The sequence below is a fragment of the Streptomyces sp. NPDC002537 genome (assembly GCF_053594975.1).
In genome coordinates, this window is sequence record NZ_JBSFWT010000115.1 from 1 (window position 1) to 20,353 (window position 20,353).

Annotated in this window: 14 protein-coding genes and 1 tRNA gene; 11 read left to right on the forward strand and 4 right to left on the reverse strand. The window is 73.3% G+C overall.

From position 1 onward, the window contains the following. Positions 1–357: 357 nt before the first annotated feature. The gene (locus ACWD4A_RS32235) at positions 358–1,281 is read right to left on the reverse strand and encodes a DMT family transporter (RefSeq protein WP_451199517.1); all 924 of its coding nucleotides are present in this window, start codon (positions 1,279–1,281) and stop codon (positions 358–360) included. Between the two features lie 303 nt (positions 1,282–1,584). Between ACWD4A_RS32235 and ACWD4A_RS32240 the strand changes: the two genes are divergently transcribed. From ACWD4A_RS32240 to ACWD4A_RS32250, 3 genes are all read left to right on the forward strand, one after another. Then, on the forward strand, positions 1,585–3,084 hold the full coding sequence (locus ACWD4A_RS32240) for a flavin monoamine oxidase family protein (protein ID WP_451199518.1): 1,500 nt from the start codon (positions 1,585–1,587) through the stop codon (positions 3,082–3,084). Next, positions 3,081–6,353, forward strand: coding sequence for a ferritin-like domain-containing protein (locus ACWD4A_RS32245; protein ID WP_451199519.1), 3,273 nt, complete (start codon positions 3,081–3,083; stop codon positions 6,351–6,353). Before ACWD4A_RS32240 ends, ACWD4A_RS32245 begins: the two co-directional genes overlap by 4 nt. 295 nt (positions 6,354–6,648) lie before the next feature. Beyond that, positions 6,649–7,818: a cytochrome P450 gene (locus tag ACWD4A_RS32250; RefSeq protein WP_451199520.1), complete on the forward strand. Its 1,170-nt coding sequence runs from the start codon at positions 6,649–6,651 to the stop codon at positions 7,816–7,818. 21 nt (positions 7,819–7,839) lie between these two features. On the opposite strand, the gene ACWD4A_RS32255 is transcribed toward ACWD4A_RS32250, so the two are convergent. Beyond that, positions 7,840–9,390, reverse strand: a complete 1,551-nt coding sequence (locus tag ACWD4A_RS32255) for an FAD-dependent monooxygenase (RefSeq protein ID WP_451199521.1) — start codon at positions 9,388–9,390, stop codon at positions 7,840–7,842. A gap of 602 nt (positions 9,391–9,992) precedes the next feature. Here ACWD4A_RS32255 and ACWD4A_RS32260 point away from each other — a divergent pair. The 7 genes from ACWD4A_RS32260 to ACWD4A_RS32290 are packed head-to-tail and all read left to right on the forward strand — an operon-like array spanning position 9,993 to position 16,875. Then, a complete protein-coding gene (locus ACWD4A_RS32260) occupies positions 9,993–10,769 on the forward strand; it encodes an alpha/beta fold hydrolase (RefSeq protein WP_451199523.1) in 777 nt (258 codons plus the stop codon). Next, positions 10,766–12,421, forward strand: coding sequence for an AMP-binding protein (locus tag ACWD4A_RS32265; RefSeq protein WP_451199524.1), 1,656 nt, complete (start codon positions 10,766–10,768; stop codon positions 12,419–12,421). The genes ACWD4A_RS32260 and ACWD4A_RS32265 overlap by 4 nt, the downstream gene beginning before the upstream one ends. 22 nt (positions 12,422–12,443) lie before the next feature. After that, on the forward strand, positions 12,444–12,707 hold the full coding sequence (locus tag ACWD4A_RS32270) for an acyl carrier protein (RefSeq protein ID WP_451199525.1): 264 nt from the start codon (positions 12,444–12,446) through the stop codon (positions 12,705–12,707). Continuing rightward, positions 12,704–13,867 (forward strand): acyl-CoA dehydrogenase family protein, encoded by a 1,164-nt coding sequence (locus ACWD4A_RS32275; RefSeq protein WP_451199526.1) that lies wholly within the window; start codon positions 12,704–12,706, stop codon positions 13,865–13,867. The genes ACWD4A_RS32270 and ACWD4A_RS32275 overlap by 4 nt, the downstream gene beginning before the upstream one ends. A gap of 23 nt (positions 13,868–13,890) precedes the next feature. Then, on the forward strand, positions 13,891–15,096 hold the full coding sequence (locus tag ACWD4A_RS32280; RefSeq protein ID WP_451199528.1) for an acyl-CoA dehydrogenase family protein: 1,206 nt from the start codon (positions 13,891–13,893) through the stop codon (positions 15,094–15,096). Continuing rightward, the gene (locus tag ACWD4A_RS32285; protein ID WP_451199529.1) at positions 15,093–16,328 is read left to right on the forward strand and encodes an MFS transporter; all 1,236 of its coding nucleotides are present in this window, start codon (positions 15,093–15,095) and stop codon (positions 16,326–16,328) included. The genes ACWD4A_RS32280 and ACWD4A_RS32285 overlap by 4 nt, the downstream gene beginning before the upstream one ends. A 25-nt stretch (positions 16,329–16,353) precedes the next feature. After that, a complete protein-coding gene (locus ACWD4A_RS32290) occupies positions 16,354–16,875 on the forward strand; it encodes a flavin reductase family protein (RefSeq protein ID WP_451199531.1) in 522 nt (173 codons plus the stop codon). 64 nt (positions 16,876–16,939) lie between these two features. Here the strand turns inward: ACWD4A_RS32290 and uriT are convergent, their stop codons facing one another. Continuing rightward, a complete protein-coding gene (gene uriT / locus ACWD4A_RS32295) occupies positions 16,940–18,388 on the reverse strand; it encodes a uridine transporter UriT (RefSeq protein ID WP_451199532.1) in 1,449 nt (482 codons plus the stop codon). 176 nt (positions 18,389–18,564) lie between these two features. Continuing rightward, positions 18,565–18,652, reverse strand: a tRNA-Leu gene (locus ACWD4A_RS32300). 133 nt (positions 18,653–18,785) lie between these two features. On the opposite strand from ACWD4A_RS32300, the gene ACWD4A_RS32305 reads away from it, so the two are divergent. Then, positions 18,786–20,093: a DUF2254 domain-containing protein gene (locus ACWD4A_RS32305; protein WP_451199533.1), complete on the forward strand. Its 1,308-nt coding sequence runs from the start codon at positions 18,786–18,788 to the stop codon at positions 20,091–20,093. Positions 20,094–20,353 lie beyond the last annotated feature (260 nt).

The window sequence follows — 20,353 nt, forward strand, 5'->3', positions numbered from 1 at the left end:
TTGTCCGCAGCCTGCGGGCCGCAGGCTCACTGCCACGGGCGGACCGGTTCGCCACCTGCGGGCACGTCCTCAAACGCCGGACGGGCTGGATGTGCAGGCGTTGTCCGCAGCCTGCGGGCCGCAGGCTCACTGCCACGGGCGGACCGGTTCGCCACCTGCGGGCACGTCCTCAAACGCCGGACGGGCTGGATGTGCGGGACGTGGCCTTGAGCCTGCGGGCCGCGGTTTCGCTGCCGCGGTCCGCGAAATTCAGCCCGTCCTGGGGGCACCTCCTGGGGGTCCCCCCGGACGGAGTCTGGGGGAGGTAGCTGGGGGAGTTTGAGGACAACGCGGCGAAGCCGTGTTGCGGAGCCCCGGTTACGGGAAGGGGCGGGAGCGCGCGCCCACGAGGCAGCGGCCCCGTGTTCGAGCGGCCGGTACTCGACCCGCGGCAGGAGTCGGACCGGTCTCACCGACGCCAGTCGGATCCGCCCCGCCCCGGGCCGTCAGCGTGATCACCCCGCTCGCGGCGACCGCCCCGGCCAGGCCGGCGAGCGCGCCGCCCACCGAGCCGTAGCGGAAGCCCTCGCCCAGCACGGTGATGCCTATGGCGGCGGCCACCGCGGGATTGATGACGGTCAGCGTGGCCAGCGGGGCCGCGAGGCCCGCGCCGCGGTAGGAGGCCTGGGACAGCAGGAGGCCGGTCGAGGCGAACAGCACCACGGCGACCAGGACGGTCGGCAGGGAGTGCGTCTCGTGCGAGGACCAGTCCTCGGCGGCGGCCTTGGTGAAGACGGAGGCCAGGCCGAAGGCGGCACCGGCCGCGGAGGCCAGCACCACCCCCCGGACGACCGGTCTGCGCACCCAGCGCGCGGCGACGGCCGGCACGGCCACGGCGCCCAGCCCGATCGCGGCGAGGACGGGGCGCACGGCCCCGTCGAGGGTCTCGGTGCGCGGCGGCCCGGTCAGCGCCAGCAGCGCCACCAGCCCTCCCGTGGCCAGCAGCGCGCCGCGCCAGCCGACGGCGCCCACGGGTCTGCGGAAGAACACCGCGGCCATCGGCAGGGCGAAGACGATGGTCAGCGCGCCCAGCGGCTGCACCAGGCTCAACGGGCCGTAGGCCAGGGCCAGTACATGCAGCACGGCCCCCACCCCGGTCAGCCCCACCGCTCCCCACCAGCCCGGACGGCGCAGCGGATTGCCCTCACCGGTGGCGGCGACACGCTCCTGGACGATGGCCGCGGCCCCGTAGCAGGCGGCGGACACCAGACACAACAGCACCGAGATCCCGAGCGAGTTCACCTCGCCCCTCGCCGGTCCGTCCCAAAGCCCTTCATGTCTCCACCATGCCCCGGCACGGCGGCCACGTCGTCGTACCTGAGTACGGACTGAGGGGTACTACAGATGGAGTACGGCGCCGCGGCCGCACGTAGGGGAACCCCCGAGACCGCCATCCGTCCCCACCTCAGCCCCGCCTCGACCCCCAATAAATATTATTTACATTTATTTCTCACACGGGGGCACTGTCCGGAAAACCCGTTGAAAATCCGTACGGTCGGTTGAACCCTCAGGGGCGTAAGCGCAGCGAATTCGGGGGGTTCGGAAATGTCTCGTCAAGTCACCGTCATAGGCGCCGGGATGGCCGGGCTGGTGGCGGCATACGAACTGGAAAGGCTCCGGTTCGACGTCACGGTATTCGAGGGGGACAACAGGGTCGGCGGCCGCGTCCGCACCCACCGTTTCGGTCCGGGACCGGGCGCACCGGCGGTGGAACTGGGCGCGATGCGCGTCCCGGACCACCACCGGCGCACGCTGGAATACATCGAGCGCCTGCGGCTCGGCGACAAGGTGTGCGGATTCACCACCCTGTTCTCGGAGGAGAACGCGTTCCTCACGACCGACAGCGGTTTTGTGCGCGTCCGTGACGCGTCCCCGACATTGTGCGAGAACTTCCGGCGGGAATGGGAATGGGAATGGCGCGGTTCCGGATTTCCGGACCGGCACCGCGATTTCGACGAGGGCACCATCGCCTTCGGCGCCTGGCTCACCGCGGTCGTCGACGCCGTCGCCCCGCCGGATCTGCGCGAGGAACTCCGTGCGGACCTGCGCCGCAGGCTCCTCGACCTGGTCGAGGAGATGGCCCCGCTCCAAGGCGACGAGCCCCGGCAGCGCGGCGCGGGCGGCGGCGGCCGGATCGACCTGCACGCGCTGTTCGCCGCGCACCCCGGCATCCGCGCCGGGTGCAGCGGCAGGCTCAACGGCTTCCTCGACGACATCCTCACCGAGACCGGCCCGTCCCTGCTCCGGCTCCGGGACGGCATGGACCAGCTGCCCCGGCGGCTGGCGCGCGGCATCGGCTCGCCGGTGATCTGCGGCCGCGAGGTAATACGGATCGACGTCCGCGACCACGACGTGCTCGTCCATGTGCGCGCCGGCGACCGGGTGCTGGTCCGGCCCAGCGACTTCGTCGTCTGCACGGTGCCCTTCCCCGCCCTGCGGCGCATCCGGCTGACCGGGGTGGACGCCGACAAGCTCGCGGTCCTGCGGGAGGTGGTCTACTGCCCGGCGACCAAGGTGGCCCTGCACTGCCGGGAGCCGTTCTGGCAGCGCGAGGGCATCACCGGCGGGGCCTCCTTCACCGGGGGCGCCATCCGGCAGACCTACTACCCGCCCGTGGAAGGGAACCCGGAGCTCGGGGCCGCGCTGCTGGCCAGCTACACCATCGGCGACGAGGCGGACCGGCTCGGGCGGCTGTCCGACGACGAGCGCCACCGCATGGTCGTCAAGGAGCTGGCGGAGCTCCACCCCGAACTGCTGCGCCCCGGCATGGTGCTGGACGCGGTGAGCGCGGTCTGGGGGGACTCGCCGTGGAGCGGCGGCTGCGCCACCCGCTGGGGCAAGAACGCGGCCGCCTGCGAGGAGGAGCGGCTGCGCGCGGCGCGCCCGGCGCACCGCCTCTTCTTCGCGGGCGAGCACTGTTCGACGGCGCCCGCGTGGATCGAGGGGGCGATCGAGTCCGCGCAGCAGGCCGTGGCCGAACTCGTCGCGTACGAGCCGACGTGCCGCCCCGCGCCGCGGCGGGAGCCCGTGGAGGTGCCCCGATGAGCGTGTTCGACCTGCCGAGGCTGCACTTCGCGGGCACGGCGACGACGAAGCTGCCGACCGGGCCGCGCTGCGGACGGATCGACCTGGCCACCCTGCGGGCGCTGACCGACGAGGGGCCGTTCCCCGCGGACCGCCCTGCCGCCGAGTACCACGCGTATCTGGAACGGCTCGGCCCGCGCTTCGGCCCGGACGGACGGCCGTCTCCGGAGGGCGAGTTCAGCGTGGCGAAGGGCTGGAACTTCGACGGCAACGGGCACTTCTGGATGGACGCGCGGGTCGTCGCCGTGGAGGGCCCGGACGGGCGGTTCGTCGACACGGCCACCGGCGATCCGGCCGTCGGCCGCAGCGTCGACGTGTGGGGCCACTACAACCCGTACCTGCGCACCACCGTCAACCGGGCCCGGATCTTCGACCTCGATCCCGCGTCCCGGTGGACCACGGCGCTGATGACGGGCCGGTTCTCGCTGGGCCGTCTGGGGCGCTCGCACGACGACGGCTATCTCCTCACCGGCTCCGTCGGCGGGGTGCAGCCGCCGCGCTGGGCCGACTTCGGGCACGTCCTGGACGTGGGCGACCACGTCCTGGCGCCGCAGCTGCGCTACTGCGCGGTGCACCAGTTCGCGATCGCGCGGGACGAGGGGCTGGAGTGGCTGCCGGACGCGGGGATCTCCCCCGCCGTCGGCGCCCTGCGCGCGGCGGTGGACGGCGGCGCCGACGGGATCGTCGTCCGCTTCGCGCTGGACAACATGTCCACGCCGGTGGCGCCCGACCTGCCGAGCCACTGGCGGGTCCGCGGCACGGTCGCGCCCTGGTACGCCCACGAGCTGCGGACGTATCCCGCCGGACGGCTGCTCGTCCCCACGGCCCGGGTGCTGCACCACCTCACGGTGGAAGTGGCCGCCGGGAAGGCCGTGTTCGACATGGTGTCCGCCGTCCCCGTCACCGTCCGGGCGGAGCGCGCGGGCCCCGGACCGCTGCACCGGCTCGGGCCCCCGCTGGACGCCGGCGACCTGGAGCTGCGCACCGTGGGGACGGACCGGCTCGTCGCCCGGGTGCCCGCCGGGGCGTATCCGGGCGACGCGACCTCGGGGATCGTCACCGTGCCCGCGGAACCGGGCTGGCGGGCGGCGGAGGACGAGGCGCTCCGGCTGACCGGGCGGCTGCCCGGCGGGCCGCGGGTGACGCTGCTGGCCGAGCGGGAGGTCAACATCCAGAGCGACGAGGCGTTCGTCGTCCTCCACCACCGTGACCGCGACCGCGGCCTCGACCACGCCGTCGGCGTCCCCCTGCGGTCGTACGTGCGCGGCCGCCCGGCGAGCGCCGGGACGGTGCGCGTGCGGCAGTACTTCAATCCCCGCGCGCTGCCGGGCGACACGGTGGCGGGCTCCCCCGGGGCCCGTTGCGGGGACGCGGTCCTGCTCGGGATGCGCGCGGAGGGCGCGTACGCGGAGGAGTGCGCCGTGGAGACCGATTCCCGCGGCCACGGCCTGCTCACCCTGCGCGGCGAGCGGGCGGGCACCTGCCGGGTACTGCTCTCCGCCGGACTCTCCGACGGCCCCGACGGGCTCCCGGACGCCGACCCCGCCGCGCCGGGCTCGGCGTGGGCCGCGTACGACGACGAGGACGCGCTCGGCTTCTGGGCGGGGGCCGGCGCGCTGGCCGTGCGCGTGCTGCCGGACGACTGGCACCTGGACGGCGTGCCCGCGGCGGAGGTGGACTTCGCCCTGCTGCACCGGGAGGTCTTCGCCTACTACGAGCACACGTCCACGTTCATGAAGTCCGAGGTGTTCAGCCTCGCCGACCGCTGCAAGGTGGACACCTACGCCGAGCTGATCTGGCAGATGTGCGACCCGCGCAACAAGGGCAGGACGTACTACATGCCGCCGACCCGCGACCTGACGGACGCCAAGGCGCGGCTGCTGCTGGCCTATCTGCGCAACCGGCAGGAACGGCCGCGGCCGCCGGTGTTCGTCCCGGCGGCCGCCCGGGAACGGCCCGGCATCCGCACCCGCGGGGAGCTGTGGTCCGTGCTCAAGCAGGCGGCCGAGCTGGAACTGGCGGTGATGCTCCAGTACTTGTACGCGGCGTTCTCCGTGCCCGCCCACGGTGCGGGCCGGGAGCTGGTGCGGCGCGGGCTGTGGACCGAGCGGCAGTTGGAGCTGGCGTGCGGCCGGGGCGGGGAGACGGCGGACGACGGGATCCGCGGCCGCCTGCTGACCGTGGCCCGCGAGGAAATGATCCACTTCCTGCTGGTCAACAACATCATCACGGCGCTGGGCGAGCCGTTCCACGTGCCGGTCGTCGACTTCGGGACGGTCAACTCCCTGCTGCCGGTGCCGCTCGACTTCGCGCTGGAGCCCCTCGGCATCGGCAGCGTGCAGCGGTTCATCGCGATCGAGCAGCCCGCCGGGCTCGTCCCGGACGTACGGCGGGCGGACGGCGGCGCTCCGGCACCGGCGCCGCCCGGGTTCACCTGGGGCTCGGTGAGCGAGCTCTACGCGGGCATCCGCGAGGGGCTGCGGCGAGTGCCCGGCCTGTTCCTGGTGGAGAAGGGGCGCGGCGGGGGCGAACACCACCTCTTCCTGCGCGCGTCGGTGGAAGCGACCCATCCCGACTACCAGTTGGAGGTCGACGACCTGTCCAGCGCGCTGTTCGCCGTGGACCTCGTCACCGAGCAGGGCGAGGGCGGCGTCATGGGCCCGGACCGGCCGCCGGAGGAGTCCCACTTCCGCACGTTCCTGCGGATCGGCGAGATGCTGACCACCGAGCGGACGGAGGGCCCGTACGGCCGGCTGCTGCCGTGGAGCCCGGCCTACCCGGCGCTGCGCAACCCGACCCTGGGCACCGGGGACGGCACGAAGACCACGGTCACCGACCCGGAGGCCCGGGAGGTGCTGCGGATCTTCAACCGCTCGTACCACCTGATGCTCCAGCTGATGGCGCAGCACTTCGGCGAGAGCCCCGACGGGAGTCTGCGCCGCTCGAAACTGATGAACGCCTCGATCGACGTGATGACCGGAGTGATGCGCCCGCTGGCGGAGCTGCTGGTCACCATGGAGTCGGGGCGGCGCGGCCGGACGGCGGGCCCGTCCTTCGAGCTGGAGACCCCGCCCACGCGCCAACCCCGCCCCGATGTGGCACGCCGTTCGCTCGCGCTGCGCTTCGAGCACCTGGCCGTTGCGGCGCGCCGGAGCGCCGCAATACCGGCGCAAGTACCCGAAATGATGCAGTTCTACGCGGAGTTCTTCCGCCGGGAGGGGGCACGGTGACCGGGCTTCCGTACGAGAGGGACCCACTGACCGCGGTCGGCGGCCGCTGCCGCGGACTGCGGCCGCCGCCCGGCCGCGGGCGTCCGCCGGCGGGACCACGGCCGGGTGACCCCAGGTGCGCGCCCGCCGGTCCACGCGTCCCGCCGGGGGCGGGCCACCCCTACGCACCGACGGGTACCGGGCGCCCGCACCGGCCGTACGTCTCCGTACGCGACGGCGGCCATCCGGCCGGGCGCGCGTCTCGACACCCGCTCAAGCAAAGGGTTTTGACAGTCAAGACACAGGGCGGTGGGTGATGACGTTCCGTACGGCCGATGTCCACCTGCCGGACCCTTATCCCCTGTACCGGCACTACCGGGAGACCGATCCGGTCCATCGGGCGGCGGACGGCTCCTGGTATCTCTTCCGCCACGCCGATGTGGAGCGGGTGCTGTCCGGCCGCCGGGAGTACGTGCGCGGCCCGCTCCCCGGCCGGATCCCGGCGGACTGCCCACACTTGAGGCGGACCGTCGCGCGCTGGATGGTCTTCATGGACCCGCCCGAGCACGGCCGGGTCCGCGCGCTGGTGGCGAAGAGTTTCACCCCGCGCATCGTCGCCGCCCTGCGGCCGCGCATCGCGGAGCTCGCGACGGGGCTGGCCGCCGCGCTGGCGGGGGACGGCGGGGGCGATCTCGTCGAGGAGTTCGCGGCGCCGCTGCCCGTCCTCGTCATCAGTGAACTGCTGGGCGTGCCGGGCGGGGACCGCGCGTGGTTCCGGGCCCGCGCGCTGGATCTCCAGCAGGCCACCAGCGCCCGGGCCGGCCGCCGGGCCGACGGTTACGCGGTGGCGGAGGCGGCGGCCGGGGAGCTCGACGCGTACTTCCGCGCCGAGCTGGCGCGGCGGCGCGCGGGGCGGGACGGGGAGGATCTGATCGCGGCCATGCTCGCGCACGCCAGGCCGGGGGCGGACGACGACACCCTGGTCGGCACGTGCGTCCACCTGCTGACGGCGGGTCACGAGACGACCACGAACCTGCTGTCCAAGGGGGTGCTCGCGCTGCTGGACCACCCCGGGGAGCTCGCGGACCTGCGGGCCGGGCGGGTGCCGATGCCGTACGCCGTCGAGGAGTTGATCCGCTACGACCCGCCCGTGCAGATGATCACGCGCCGGGCGGGCGTGGACGACGAGATCGGCGGGCACCGCGTGCCACGCGGCAGCCGGGTGACCCTGGTGCTGGGATCGGCGAACCGCGACCCGGCGCGCTTCCCCGATCCCGACCGGCTGGACCTGCGGCGGGACGCCGGGCGGCACTGCGGTTTCGGGCTGGGCGTCCACTACTGCGTGGGCGCCCCGCTGGCCCGTGCGGAGGCGGAGCTCGGGCTGGCGGCCCTGTTCTCCGCCCTGCCGGGGCTGTCCGTCGAGGAGGTCCGGTACGCGGACGACCTGGTCTTCCACGGCCCCGGACGGATGGTGGTCAGGGCGTGACCCGTCGGTTCACCCGTTGGTTCACCCGCGGGTGAACCAACGGCCGAGGTAGGCGTCCAGCGTCCGCACGTCGTCCGAGCGCGCCCGCAGCCCGATGTGGCCGTCCGGCCGGACGAGCAACAGCGTGCCGGACGGCAGCCCCCGGCTCCTGCCGTCCGGCACGGACCGTACGTGGAAGACCTCCACCGGCGCGGAGTACCGGTCGGCCACCCGCCGCAGCCCCATCGCGTCGCCGCCCTCCGGGGTCACCAGGAGCGTCCAGCGGCCGTACGAGAGGAGTTCGTGCAGCCGGCGGCGCCGGCCGCCCTGGACGACGGGGTGGTCGGGCAGCCGGTCGCCCGCGCGGAGCGGGCCGCGGCCGCCGCTGTCGAGGGACAGGGCGCTGGTGCGGTGGTCCCTGACGAAGTCGCTGAGGATGTCCCGTCCGCGCCGGTTCATCCGGTCGCTCGCCAGCACGACCGGGCCGAGGGTGCGCAGCACGGCGAGGGTGGGCAGCGAGGCGGGGAGTTCCAGGATGTTGTGGCGCATGTCCCGCAGGACCTGCTGTGCGGTGCGGCGCTGCTCGGTGGAGTAGGTGTCGAGGAGCGCGGCGTCCGCCCAGCCGTGGTGCACGGCGGCGAGTTTCCAGCCGAGGTTGTGGGCGCCGCGCAGCCCGGTGTTGAGGCCGTGCCCGCCGACCGGGGCCCACAGGTGGGCGCTGTCGCCCACCAGCAGGGCCGGGCCGACGCGCAGCGTGGCGGCGACGCGGTCGTGGAAGCGGGCCCGGGTGGCCCACGGCGGGTCGGTGGGCACCAGGTGCAGGTCGGGGTCGTGGGCGCAGCGGGCGACGAGGGCGCGCATCTCGTCGGGGGCGGGCGGTGCCGTGACGCGCGGGTCGGGGTCCCGCAGGAAGCAGAAGAGGCGGTAGCCGCCGCCGGGCCGGGGGGAGGCGATGAGGCACAGGCCGTGTTCGACGAAGATGCGGGTGGTGTCGAGGGCGTCGCCGTACTTCCAGTCGACCTCGGCGTTCATCTGCACGGACTGGAGGTCGGGGCGGCGCTCGCCCTCGAAGGCGACGCCGAGCGTCCTGCGCACGAGGCTGTGGGAGCCCTCGCAGCCCACGACCCAGCGGCAGTCGAGGGTCCGTTCCTTCCCGTCGGGCCCGCGGACGTCGACCTCGGCGCCGTCGCCCCGGGTGCGGACGGCCAGGGCCTCGGTGTCCCAGTGGATGCCGGTGCCGAGCTCCCGCAGCCGCTCCTCCAGCAGGGGCTCCATGCTGTCCTGTTCGATGGACAGCGGCCGGGGGAAGGCGGTGCCGGGCGCGACGATGCCGTGCCGTCCGATGCGCCGCCCGCGGACGTACATCTCGCCCTGGCTCAGGAGCAGGCCCTTCGCCAGGAACCGGTCGGCGCAGCCGAGGTCGTGCAGGACCTCCAGGGCGCGCTGCCAGATCACGCTCGCGCGGGGCTCGCGTTTGGTGCGGGGCTCCTTCTCGACGACGGTCACGCCGACCCCGTACTGGCGCAGCGCGATGGCCAGCGCGAGGCCGGTGGGACCGCCCCCGACGATCACGGCGTCCTGGAAGTCGTTCATGACATCCCCTCCCCCATTGCCCTGATTGTCGGGGTGGAGGGGGTCCGTGCTCAATGGGGCGGACGACCCGGCCGGGAGCGCGGGGAGGAGCCGGGTGGGACCGGCGGTCCGGAGGGGGCGGACCCATTCGGTCCGCGAGGTAATGCGATGGGACCGTGTTATAAGGCCGCGATTCAACGCACCCGCCGGCACCCATTATAGCCGTCAAGAGCCTTGTACGACCACCGATTTACGGCTGGGGCGAGGCTCCTCGCCCGGGGGTTCCCGATAGACCGGGCGGCTTCACGCTCCGCGCGCGAATGCCTGAACTCCCGGCAACTGGAGCGTGTTCCAGGGGATTTGGCGGATGATCACGGAGGGGCCGATTCCCCCTTCCCGTACACCCCGGGGAACGCCCGCGGACCGGTACGCCACACCCCACCGCGGTGGGAATTTCACATTCCGCAGCTTGCGCGGTTTACCGCGGTCCGGCATCCATGAGTTCTCAACTCCCGGCAACCCGAAAGCAGTTGACTGCGTCATTGCCGTCAGCAAGTATCTGGTCCGCCCACGGCCGGCGTTCCCGTTCCCTTCCCGTCCGGCACTCACAGCGAGGACATCGGATGTCCACCATCGAGTTGTCGCGAGGCCCTGTCGAATACACGGTCCTCGGCGGCGATCCCGAATCGGCTCCTCTGGTCCTTCTCCATGAAGGACTCGGCTGCATCGCCATGTGGCGGCGCTTTCCGGCGCGGCTGGCGGCGGCCACCGGGCGCCGCGCGCTGGTCTTCTCCCGTCACGGTTACGGCGGTTCGGGCCCGGCCCGGCTGCCCCGTTCCCCCCGCTACCTGCACGAGGAGGCGTACGAGGTGCTGCCCGAGCTCCTCGACCGGCTCGGCATCCGCCGGCCCGTGCTCGTCGGCCACAGCGACGGCGCCTCGATCGCCCTGCTGCACGCGGCCGCGCACCCCGTCGAGGCGGCCGTCGCGATGGCCCCCCACCTCTTCGCCGAGGACCGGACCCTGCGGGGCGTCGAGGCGGCCCGCGCCTCCTTCGTGTCCGGCCCGCTGGCCCGGGAGCTGGCCTTCTACCACCAGGACCCGCGGGCCGTCTTCCAGGGCTGGAGCGAGGTGTGGCTCTCCCCGGAGTTCCGCGACTGGACCATCGAGCCCGAACTCACCGGCGTCACCGCCCCCGTGCTCCTCGTCCAGGGCGACCGCGACCAGTACGGCACCGCGGCCCACCTCGACGCGGCGGAGCGCGTCCTGGCCGGGCCCGTACGGCGCCTGGAACCGGCCGACTGCGGCCACACCCCGCACCTGGAACGGACCGACGACGTGATCGACGCCGTGCATGCCTTCCTCACCGCACTCGTGCCGCACCAGGAGACCCGCTCATGAGCGACACCGCCGACATCCGCCTGGACGCCCTGCTCACCTCCTCCGCCCGCCGCCACCCCGGCCGCCCCGCCCTGACCGCCGAGGGCCGTACCTGGACGTACGCCGAACTGGACGACGCCGCCAACACGTTGGCGCGCCGACTGGCCGCCGTCGGAGTGACACCCGGCGACCGGGTGGGCGTCCACGCCCCCAAGGGGACGGCCGCGGTCCTCGGCATCTACGCGGGCCTGCGGGCCGGGGCGGTCGTGGCCCCGCTCGACGTGGCGGACCCGCCGGTACGGACCGCGCACATGGTGCGCGGCGCGGGAATCTCCGTCCTCCTCACCTCTGACCGCGCACTGACGGCTTGCCGCAAGGTGGCGGAGGAGGTGCTGGAACCCGAAGATCGACCTGCACAAAATCCAGCCCGCCTGGGGGCACCTCCCGGACGGAGTCTGGGGGAGTTTGAGGACCGGGGTCCGGGGCGGAGCCCCGCGGCAACGGAGGGCACGCTGGACCACGGCCTCAATTGGATCCGTACAACCCCAGCGGCAGCGAAACCGCACCCATTTCCGGCCCCGACAAACGACGGCGGCTACATTCTGTTCACCTCCGGCAGCACCGGCAGGCCCAAGGGCGTGCTGCTCTCCCACGCCAACGTCGCCCACTTCGCCCTGTGGGCCGCCGCGGAGCTCGGGCTGACCGAGACCGACCGGGTCGGCTCGCAGGCGGCGCTCACCTTCGACCTCACGACCTTCGACCTGTTCGGCACGGCCGCCGCGGGGGCCTGCGCGGTCCTGATGCCGGACGTGCTGCGGGCCTTCCCCCGCGACGTCGTCGGCTGGCTCACCGAGCAGGGGATCACCGCCTTCTACGCGGTGCCCTCGCTCTACCAGGGCATGCTCGAACAGGGCGGCATCGCCGAGCACTTCCCGGCCGCGCTGCGCGTCGCCGCCTTCGCGGGCGAGCCCTTCGCCCCGCGCCCGCTGGAGCGCTACCTCGGCATCCTCGGCGACGTGCCCTTCTACAACCTCTACGGGCCCACCGAGACCAATGTCTGCACCTACAGCCGGGTGCCCGCCGACTGGACCGCCGACCAGGAGATCACCATCGGCCGGGCCGTCGAGGGCGACGTCGTCGACGTCCTCGACGAGGACGGCGGACCCACCGACGGGCAGGGCGAGATCCATGTCGCCGGAGCCACCGTCTTCCAGGGCTACCTCCAGGACGGGGAGCTCGTCGACCCCACCCGCACCGTCGTCTTCCGTGACGGCGTCGCCCGCCGCGCGTACGCCACCGGTGACATCGGCCGGATCGCCGCGGACGGCCGGATCTTCCTCCGCGGCCGCGCCGACTCCCAGGTCAAACGGCGCGGCCACCGCATCGACCTGCTCGACGTCGAGAGCGCCGTCCTCGGTCTGCCCGGGGTCGCCGCCGCCGCGGTCGTCGCCAAGGACGGTGCGCACCACGGCGAGATCTGGGCGTACGTCCATGCCGGCGCCGCCGAAGCGGACCTCCTGGCCGGGCTGCGCGCCGTGCTGCCGCTGCGCATGCTGCCCGACCGCGTGATCGTCACCGACGCGCTGCCCGTCAACGCCCGTGGCAAGGTCGACCGCCGCGCGCTCGCCAGCGCCACCACCGCTGCCACCGCCGTCACTGCCACCACCGCCTGAACCCCACAGAAGGAGACCGCACATGCGCACCGTGGAAGATCTCTGCACCCTGATCAGCAGCAAGATCACCTGGGGTCGGGGGGAGGACCCCGGGCAGCTCCGGCCCGACACCCCGCTGCTCGAGCAGGGCCTGCTCGACTCGCTCACCATCATGCAGATCGTCACCGCCCTCGACACCGAGGCCGGGCTCACCCTGCCGGACACGGAGATCGTCGCGGCCAACTTCCGCAGCCCGAAGGCCCTGTGGGCCGTCCTCGAAGGCATCGGGGCGGGTGCCGCGCGATGACCGCCGCCACGGACCACCTGCTGCGCTCCGGGCCCGCCGCGACCGAGGCCGTGGTGAGCGAATTCCATGACCTGGCCCTGCCGCTCGCCGAGCAGTTGACGGGCAAGGGCTTCCGCGACCAGTGGGAGGCACTGGCCGGGCTCGGGGTGCTGCGCCTCGACCCGCCGGAGCCGACGGCGGGTCCCGGGCCCGTCACCCGCTCCCTGGCCATGATCGAGGGCATCGGCCTCGCGGGCGTCGACCCCGGGGTCGTCTACGCCCTGGCGTCCCAGGTGTTCGGCATGCAGTACCCCCTGCGCGCCGCGCTCCCCCAGGACGCCCGGCGGTCCCTCGACCGCCTCCAGGACGGACGGGTCCTGCTGTGCCACGCGCTGACCGAGCGCCGGGGCGGCAGCGACCCGCTGTCGATGGACACCCGCGCCCGCCGCGACGGCGACGGCTATGTGCTGAACGGTGCCAAGACCTTCATCACCGCGGCGCCGGTGGCCGACCTGGCCCTCGTCTTCGCCCGTACCGAGGAGCGCCGCTCCCCGTTCGCCCTGTCCGCCTTCCTGTTCCCGGTCGGCACCCCGGGGGTGACCCGTGCCGACGCCTTCGCCAAGACCGCGCTGCCGGGCGTGCCCATGGGCGAGCTGGCCTTCACGGACGTCCGGCTGTCCGCGGACCGGCGGATCGGCGCGGAGGGTTCCGGCCTGGCCCTCCTCTCCTCCACCACCACCTGGGAGCGGGCCCTGCTGCTCGGCTACGCCCTCGGCCCGATGCGGCGCACGCTCGCGCGCGTCACCGCGTGGGCGGCCGGGCGCGAGCACTTCGGCCGCAGCATGGGCGCCAGCCACCAAGTGGCCGCCCGCGTCAGCGACATGGCGCTGGCCCTGCACCGCTCCCGCGCCCTGCTGTACGCCATGGCGGCACGGCTCGACGCGGGGACGCCCACCCGGCGGCTGTCCGCCGAGGCCGCGCTCACCAAGATCTCCGTCTCGGAGGACTACGTCCGGCTGACCGGGCACGCCACCGCGCTGTCCGGCGTACGGGCCTTCATCGCCGACTCCGAGCTCCCCGCCGACCTGCACAGCCCCATGGCCGCCCTCACGTACGCCGGTCCCAACGACCTGCTGCGCGTCGGCGTCGCCCGAGAGTTCGGCCTTCCCGTCGAGAACTGACTCCCGAAAGGCCCCTGATGGCCATGTCTCTGCCGTCTTCACCCACCCTGCCCACCGATGTCGAAGACCTGCTGAACCTCGCCGAGAAGACCGGCGCGGCCCTCGCGCCGCTGGCCGCCGATGTGGACGCCGGGCGCGCCACGGGGCACGAGGCGTACCGCGTCCTGCGGGACGCCGGCCTGCTGGGGCTGCTCGTGCCCCGCGCGGCGGGCGGGGCGGGCCTCGGCTTCGCCGACTACTCCCGTGTACTGGCCGTGCTGGGCGCCCACAACGGCGCGGCCGCGCTCGGCTTCAACATGCACAACGTCGCCATCGGTTCGCTGTGCGAATCGGCCGGCACCCAACTGCCGCCCGCCGCGGACGCCTTCCGGTCCTGGCTGTACGACGAGGTGATACACGGCCGGAAGCTGTTCGCCTCCGCGACCTCCGAGGCCGGGAGCGGTGCCAAGCTGCGCGGGGTGCGGACGTCCTACCGGACCTCGCCCGACGGCCGGGGCTACGTCCTCACCGGTGAGAAGTCCTTCGTCTCCCTCGCGGGCGTGGCCGACTACTACGTGGTCGCGGCCCGCGCCGAGGGGACCGAGGGCAGCGGCGAGGTCTCGCACTTCGTGGTGGCCGCCGACGACCCGGGCGTCCGCTTCGGCGAGGTGCACAGCCTGTCCGCGATGTACGGCACCAGCACGGCGGGCATGGTCCTCGACGCGGTGCGGGTGCCGCGCTCCCGGCTCTTCCTCGGGGTCGAGGGGATGTCGATGTACAAGCTGGTGCGCGAGCCCCATTGGATGATCTCCGGTTACACCGGCGCCTATCTGGGGATCGCCGAGGCCGTCCTCCGCTTCACCACCGACCACGTGGCCGCCTCGCCCGAGCGGGCCGCCTCGCCGGTGCTGCGGCGGGAGCTCGGCAGGATGTGCGCGCGGCTGGGCGCCGCCCGCGCGCTGGTCCACGAGGCGGGCGCCCTGATCGACCGGCGGCGGGGGACGGTCGAGGCCAACGCCGCGGTGCACGCCGCGAAGTACGTCGTGAGCGAGGTCGGCCCGGCGCTCGCCCAGGACGCCGTGCGGATCTGCGGATCGGCCGCGGTGAGCCGCTCGCGGCCGCTGGAGCGGCTGTTGCGGGAGGCGTCCTTCGCGTCCGTCATGCCCGCCAAGCCGGAGGAGTGCCTGGAGTACCTCGGCAAGGCGGCCCTCGGGGTGAACCTGTACGACGCGACGGCCTTCGACTGGTGAGCGCCGTCCGACCACGGCAGGCGGCGCCCGCCCCTGCCGCGCCGAGGCCCGCGGCGGTGCCGCGGGCCGCCGTCCCCGCCGTGACCTACGCGCTGTTCGCGGTGATGGCGGGCGGCACCGTGCCCACACCCGTCTACGCCGTGTACGCGCAGCGGCTGCACCTGTCGCCGCCGGTGGTCGCCCTGGTCTTCGCGGCCTACGCGGTGGGCATCCTCGTCGCGCTGCTGCTGTTCGGGGGGCTCTCGGACCAGATCGGACGGCGGGCCACGCTCGCCCCGGCGCTGCTGGTGGCCGGGGTGAGCTGTGGGGTCTTCCTCGCCTTCCCGACGCTGCCGGGGCTGTTCGCGGGGCGGGTGCTGTCGGGCGTCTCGGTGGGGCTGACCACGGGCGCGGCCACCGCCTATCTGGGGGAGCTGCATCCCGACCGGCCGCGGGCGGCCCTGATCGCCTCGGTCACCAACATGGCCGGGCTGGGCGGCGGTTCGCTGCTGTCCGGCCTGCTGGTGGAGTACGCGCCCTCGCCCACCGTCGTCCCGTACGCGGTGCTGGCCGCCCTGCTGCTGCCGGGCGCGGCGCTGGCGGTGCTGCCCGAGCCGGTCGCGCCGCGCGGGGGCCGGGTGCGGCCGCAGCGGCTGAGCGTCCCGGCGGCCGCGCGGCGTACCTTCGCGGCGGCCGCGGTCGCGGTGTTCGCGTCGTTCGCGCTGCTCGGCCTGCTGGCGTCGCTGGCGGGGAACTTCCTCGTCCAGGGCCTGCACGACCACAGTCATCTGGCCGTCGGGCTGGTGGCGTTCAGCGCCTTCGGGTCGGCGGGGGCGGCGCAGCTCCTCGCGGTGCGGCTGCCGCCGCGCACCGGCCTGACGGCGGGCATGGCCGCCGTGCCGCTCGGGCTCGCCCTCCTGGTCGCGGGGCTGTCCGCGGCGTCGCTGCCGCTGTTCCTGTGCGGCTCGGTGCTGGGCGGCGCGGGCGCGGGCACGTCCTTCAAGTCCGGCCTGGCCCTGGTGGCCGCCCAGGCGCCGCCCGGCCGGATGTCCGAGCTGGTCTCCAGTTACTTCGTCGCCGCGTATCTGGGGCTGACCCTGCCGGTCGTCGGTGTGGCCGTGCTGCTGGCCGAGGGGACGCTGATGACCGCCGCGTGCGTGTTCGCGGGGGTGGTCACGGCGCTGTGCGCCGCGAGCGTCGCCGTCACGAGAGCGGCCGGCACCGCTCCCCGGGCCCCGGGGACGACGTCATGACCGTCACTGCCGAGAGGAAACCGCCATGACCACCGCGTACTGCCAGGGCCTCGCCCTGGTGGATCCCGACAGCTTCCGCGCCCTGATGGCCTCCCATCCCAGCGGGGTGGCGGTGGTCACCACACGGGACGGGACCGGGAATCCGTACGGTTTCGCGTGCACCGCCTGGTGCGGCGTCTCGCTCGACCCGCCGCTGCTCCTGGTCTGCGCGTCGACCACGGGCAGCACCCTGCCGGTGCTCGCCGAGCACGGCCGGTTCGCGCTGAACCTGCTGCACGGGGCGGGCCGCCGCGCCGCGGAGGCGTTCGCCACCCGGGACGCGGGCCGCTTCGACAAGATCCCCTGGCGGCCGTCGCCCGGCACGGGGCTGCCCCTCCTCCCGGAGGACGCCCACACGGTGGCGGAGTGCAGGGTGACGAGGCTCACCGAGGCGGGCGACCACACGATCGTCCTGGGCGAGGTCGTCCGTACGGGGACGGTGCCGGAACCGCGCCCGGCGCCGCTGCTGTACGGCATGCGCGGGTACGCGACATGGCCCGCGACATGACTCCGTACGACTCCGCGGGGGCTGCCACGGGGGCAGCCCCCGCGGGGGTCGGGTCGGGGCCGGGTCAGGCGTGCGCTTCGGCGGCCACCGGCTTCGGGATGAGGAAGGACGTCGCGATGGCCGCGGCCAGGATCACGACTCCGGCGATCATGCCGGAGGTGTAGCCGGCCGACGACGCCGGGTCCGAGGGCGCCATCGCGGTCTTCACCGCGTACAGCACGGCGAAGCTGAGTCCGGCGCCGAGGTTGAAGGCGCCCGCGTTGAGCCCGGGGAGGAAGCCCGGGTTCTCGCTGGGGGACAGGACGATGCCGAGCCCGTTGAGGACGATGTTCGCCACACCCGCGTAGGTGATGCCCACGAGGAGGGAGGCGAGCAGCAGCAGCGGCCGCGAGTGGGCGGGCATCGTCACGATCATCAGCACGACGGAACCCACGGCCCCGACGAGGCCCAGGCGCAGGACGCGGCCGTAGCCGAAGGTCGCGGCGAGGCGCCCGGCGACCGGGCCCATGGCGAGGCCGGCGAGCGCGTACGGCGTGAGGGTCCACCAGGCGGACTGTTCGGCGGTCATGCCGAGCCCGGCCTTGGCGTCCTGGGCGAACGCGGGGATCAGGCCGTTCATGACGGCGAACACGCCGGTCATGGTGAGCACGGTGGTCAGCAGGGTCGCCCACGTGGAGCGCTGCCGCAGGTGCCGGGTGGCGACCAGGGGGTGGTGGCTGCGGTCCTCGGTGCGCCAGAACAGGGCGAAGGCGACGGCGGAGACGACCGTGAGGACGCCGACGAACGTCCAGTTCGCGGCGCCGAGCTTGCCCGCCTCGTTGAGGGCGATGAGCAGCGAGCCGACCGAGACGACCAGCAGGCCGACGCCGGGCCAGTCCATGCGGCTCGCATCCGGGACCTTGGTCTCGGGGGTGAGGGTGGCGACGAGGGCCGTGGCGATCACGGCGACGACGGCCATGGCCCAGAAGACGGACCCGAAGCCGTGGTTGTCGGCGAGGTAGCCGCCCGCGAGGGAGTCGACGCCGGCGATGCCGCCGTTGACGGCGGTGATCACGCCGAGGAGGGTGCCGTACTTCTTGGGCTCGGTGACCTCCTGCCGCAGCATGATCAGGCACAGCGGGACGACCGGGCCGGACGCGCCCTGGACGACGCGGCCGACGAACAGCATGGGCACGCTCGTCGCCAGCGCGGCGATGACGCAGCCGACGGCCATGAGGGCGAGCATCCCGGCCAGGACCTTGCGGCGGCCGATGACGTCGCCGAGGCGCGGCAGGAAGAGCGAGAACAGTGCGGCCGAGGTGAAGAACGCGGTCTGGGTGAGACCGATCTCGGCGGAGCTCGCACCGAGGCTGTCCTCGATGCTCTTCAGCGCGGGGCTGAGCATGCTCGCGTTGAGCTGGAAGGCGATACAGGCCGTGAGGAGGGCGGTGACGAGCACGCCCACCCGGACGGGGCGGCGGGTCACATCGGTGGAACCGTCACCGTTGATGCTGCTGTCGGTACGAACGTTCATGCCTCGTGGATCTCTGGGAGCGCAGCGAAGCGGCTGCTGCCGGAGTCACAAAGGTACCGACTCCGGCCAAAAGGGGATATCTGTGAAGGGCTGCCGTTGGTCACGCCGCTGGTCACGCCGTGGTCGCAACCGCCTCCCAAACACAGAAAAACCCCAGCAAATGCTGGGGTTTCCTCTGGTGTCCGAGGGGGGACTTGAACCCCCACGCCCGATAAAGGGCACTAGCACCTCAAGCTAGCGCGTCTGCCATTCCGCCACCCGGACCGGGTGTTTGTCTCTGCGGGGTGTTCCCCGCGGCGACATGGATAACAATACCAAGGTTTCGGAGTGCCGTTTACCTGGGTACCTATGCGGGCCATAAGCTCCATTTATGGCCAAGACTGGACAAAACGGGGCAATGACCAGTGCGGTGCCGCGGCGCAGGCCCCGGCCGCTGTCGCCGTTGCGGGAACACCTGCGGGACACCTTCTGGTTCGCCCCGGCCGTGGGGCTGACGGGGGCGGCGGTGCTGGCCGGGGTCTCCCTCGTCCTCGACGGGCTGCTGATCGAGGCACTGCAGGCGGACGGTGACTACACCACCGTCTCTGGCCTGATCGACCTCGCCGACGACACCAAGACGATCATCACCACCGTCGGGTCCGCGATGCTGACCTTCATCGGTGTGGTGTTCTCCATCAGCCTGGTCGCGCTCCAGATGGCCAGCGGGCAGTTCTCGCCCCGCGTCGTGCGGCTCTACGTGCGGAGCCGGATCACCAAGTGCACCTTCGCCTGGTTCCTGGCGACGTTCCTGTTCGCGCTGCTGGTGCAGGCCTCGTACCAGGGGGACACCGACCCGCGCACCGTGCAGACGGTGCCGATCATCTCCAGCGTCGCCTGTGTGCTGATGGTGCTGGTGAGCCTGGCGCTGTTCGTCGCCTATGTGAACTCCACGATCCGGCTGATGCGGGTCAGCCACGTCATCGACCACATCGCCCGGGAGTCGTTCCGGGTGCTGGACAAGCACGGCGCGGCGGGCGCCGAGGCCCCGGAGCTCGCCCCGGCCGTCGCCACCGTCGCGCACCGGGGGCGGGGCGGGGTGCTGCGGGACGTGAACATCGCCCGGCTGGTGCGGGTGGCGCGGCGGTACGGGGTGGTACTGCGGCTGATCCCGCGGATCGGGGACTTCGTGGTGCCGGGGACGCCGCTGCTCGCCGTGCACGGCGGCGGCCCGCCGCCTTCGCGGGCGCTGCGCTACACCGTCTCGGTCGGGGTGGAGCGGACCTTCCACCAGGACCTGGGGTTCGGACTGCGGCAACTGTCCGACATCGCGCAGCGGGCCCTGTCCCCCGCCGTCAACGACCCGACGACGGCCGTCCAGTGCCTGGACCGCATCGTGCAGATCCTGGCCGTGGTCGCCGACCGGCCACTCGGCGCGCTCCAGCACCGCGACCGGCAGGGCGCGGTACGGCTGGTGCAGGACCTGCCCGGCTGGACCGACCTCGTCGACCTGGGCTTCGCCGAGATCCGCCACTGCGCCACGGGGGCTCCGCAGGTGACCCGGCGGTTGATGGCGGCGCTGGACGACTTGTCGGCTCTGGCCCCGGAAGGGCGGCGCTCGCCGTTGCGGCGGCATCGCGTGCTGCTGCGGCAAGCGGTCGAACGCACGGTCCCGGAACCGGCCGACCGGGATTTCGCGTTGCAGCCGGACCGCCAGGGAATCGGCTAGGCCGAGGTTTCTCTTTCCCCAGCCCCGCCCCTTCCCGAACTGGGGCTCCGCCCCAGACCCCGAAGCACGCTCCGCGCGCTGTCCTCAAACGCCGGACGGGCTGAAATACATGGGTGACGGGAGGGGCCGGGACGCGCAGGGGTGGTTCGGGACGTAAAGCGAAGCAGTCCCGAACCACTCGCCGCCTTCCTTCGCGTCCGCCCAGGTACCCCCGCTCAGCTGTGAAGGCTTCAGCAGCCAAAACCCCGTCTCCAGCGGCG

Bases quoted from the DNA above. Each gene is read 5' to 3' on its own strand.
- ACWD4A_RS32245 (WP_451199519.1), top strand. From the start codon at position 3,081: ATGAGCGTGTTCGACCTGCCGAGGCTGCACTTCGCGGGCACGGCGACG.
- ACWD4A_RS32270 (WP_451199525.1), top strand. From the start codon at position 12,444: ATGCGCACCGTGGAAGATCTCTGCACCCTGATCAGCAGCAAGATCACC.
- uriT (WP_451199532.1), bottom strand. From the start codon at position 18,388: ATGAACGTTCGTACCGACAGCAGCATCAACGGTGACGGTTCCACCGAT.
- ACWD4A_RS32305 (WP_451199533.1), top strand. From the start codon at position 18,786: ATGACCAGTGCGGTGCCGCGGCGCAGGCCCCGGCCGCTGTCGCCGTTG.
- ACWD4A_RS32280 (WP_451199528.1), top strand. From the start codon at position 13,891: ATGTCTCTGCCGTCTTCACCCACCCTGCCCACCGATGTCGAAGACCTG.
- ACWD4A_RS32250 (WP_451199520.1), top strand. From the start codon at position 6,649: ATGACGTTCCGTACGGCCGATGTCCACCTGCCGGACCCTTATCCCCTG.
- ACWD4A_RS32275 (WP_451199526.1), top strand. From the start codon at position 12,704: ATGACCGCCGCCACGGACCACCTGCTGCGCTCCGGGCCCGCCGCGACC.
- ACWD4A_RS32265 (WP_451199524.1), top strand. From the start codon at position 10,766: ATGAGCGACACCGCCGACATCCGCCTGGACGCCCTGCTCACCTCCTCC.
- ACWD4A_RS32240 (WP_451199518.1), top strand. From the start codon at position 1,585: ATGTCTCGTCAAGTCACCGTCATAGGCGCCGGGATGGCCGGGCTGGTG.
- ACWD4A_RS32290 (WP_451199531.1), top strand. From the start codon at position 16,354: ATGACCACCGCGTACTGCCAGGGCCTCGCCCTGGTGGATCCCGACAGC.
- ACWD4A_RS32260 (WP_451199523.1), top strand. From the start codon at position 9,993: ATGTCCACCATCGAGTTGTCGCGAGGCCCTGTCGAATACACGGTCCTC.
- ACWD4A_RS32255 (WP_451199521.1), bottom strand. From the start codon at position 9,390: ATGAACGACTTCCAGGACGCCGTGATCGTCGGGGGCGGTCCCACCGGC.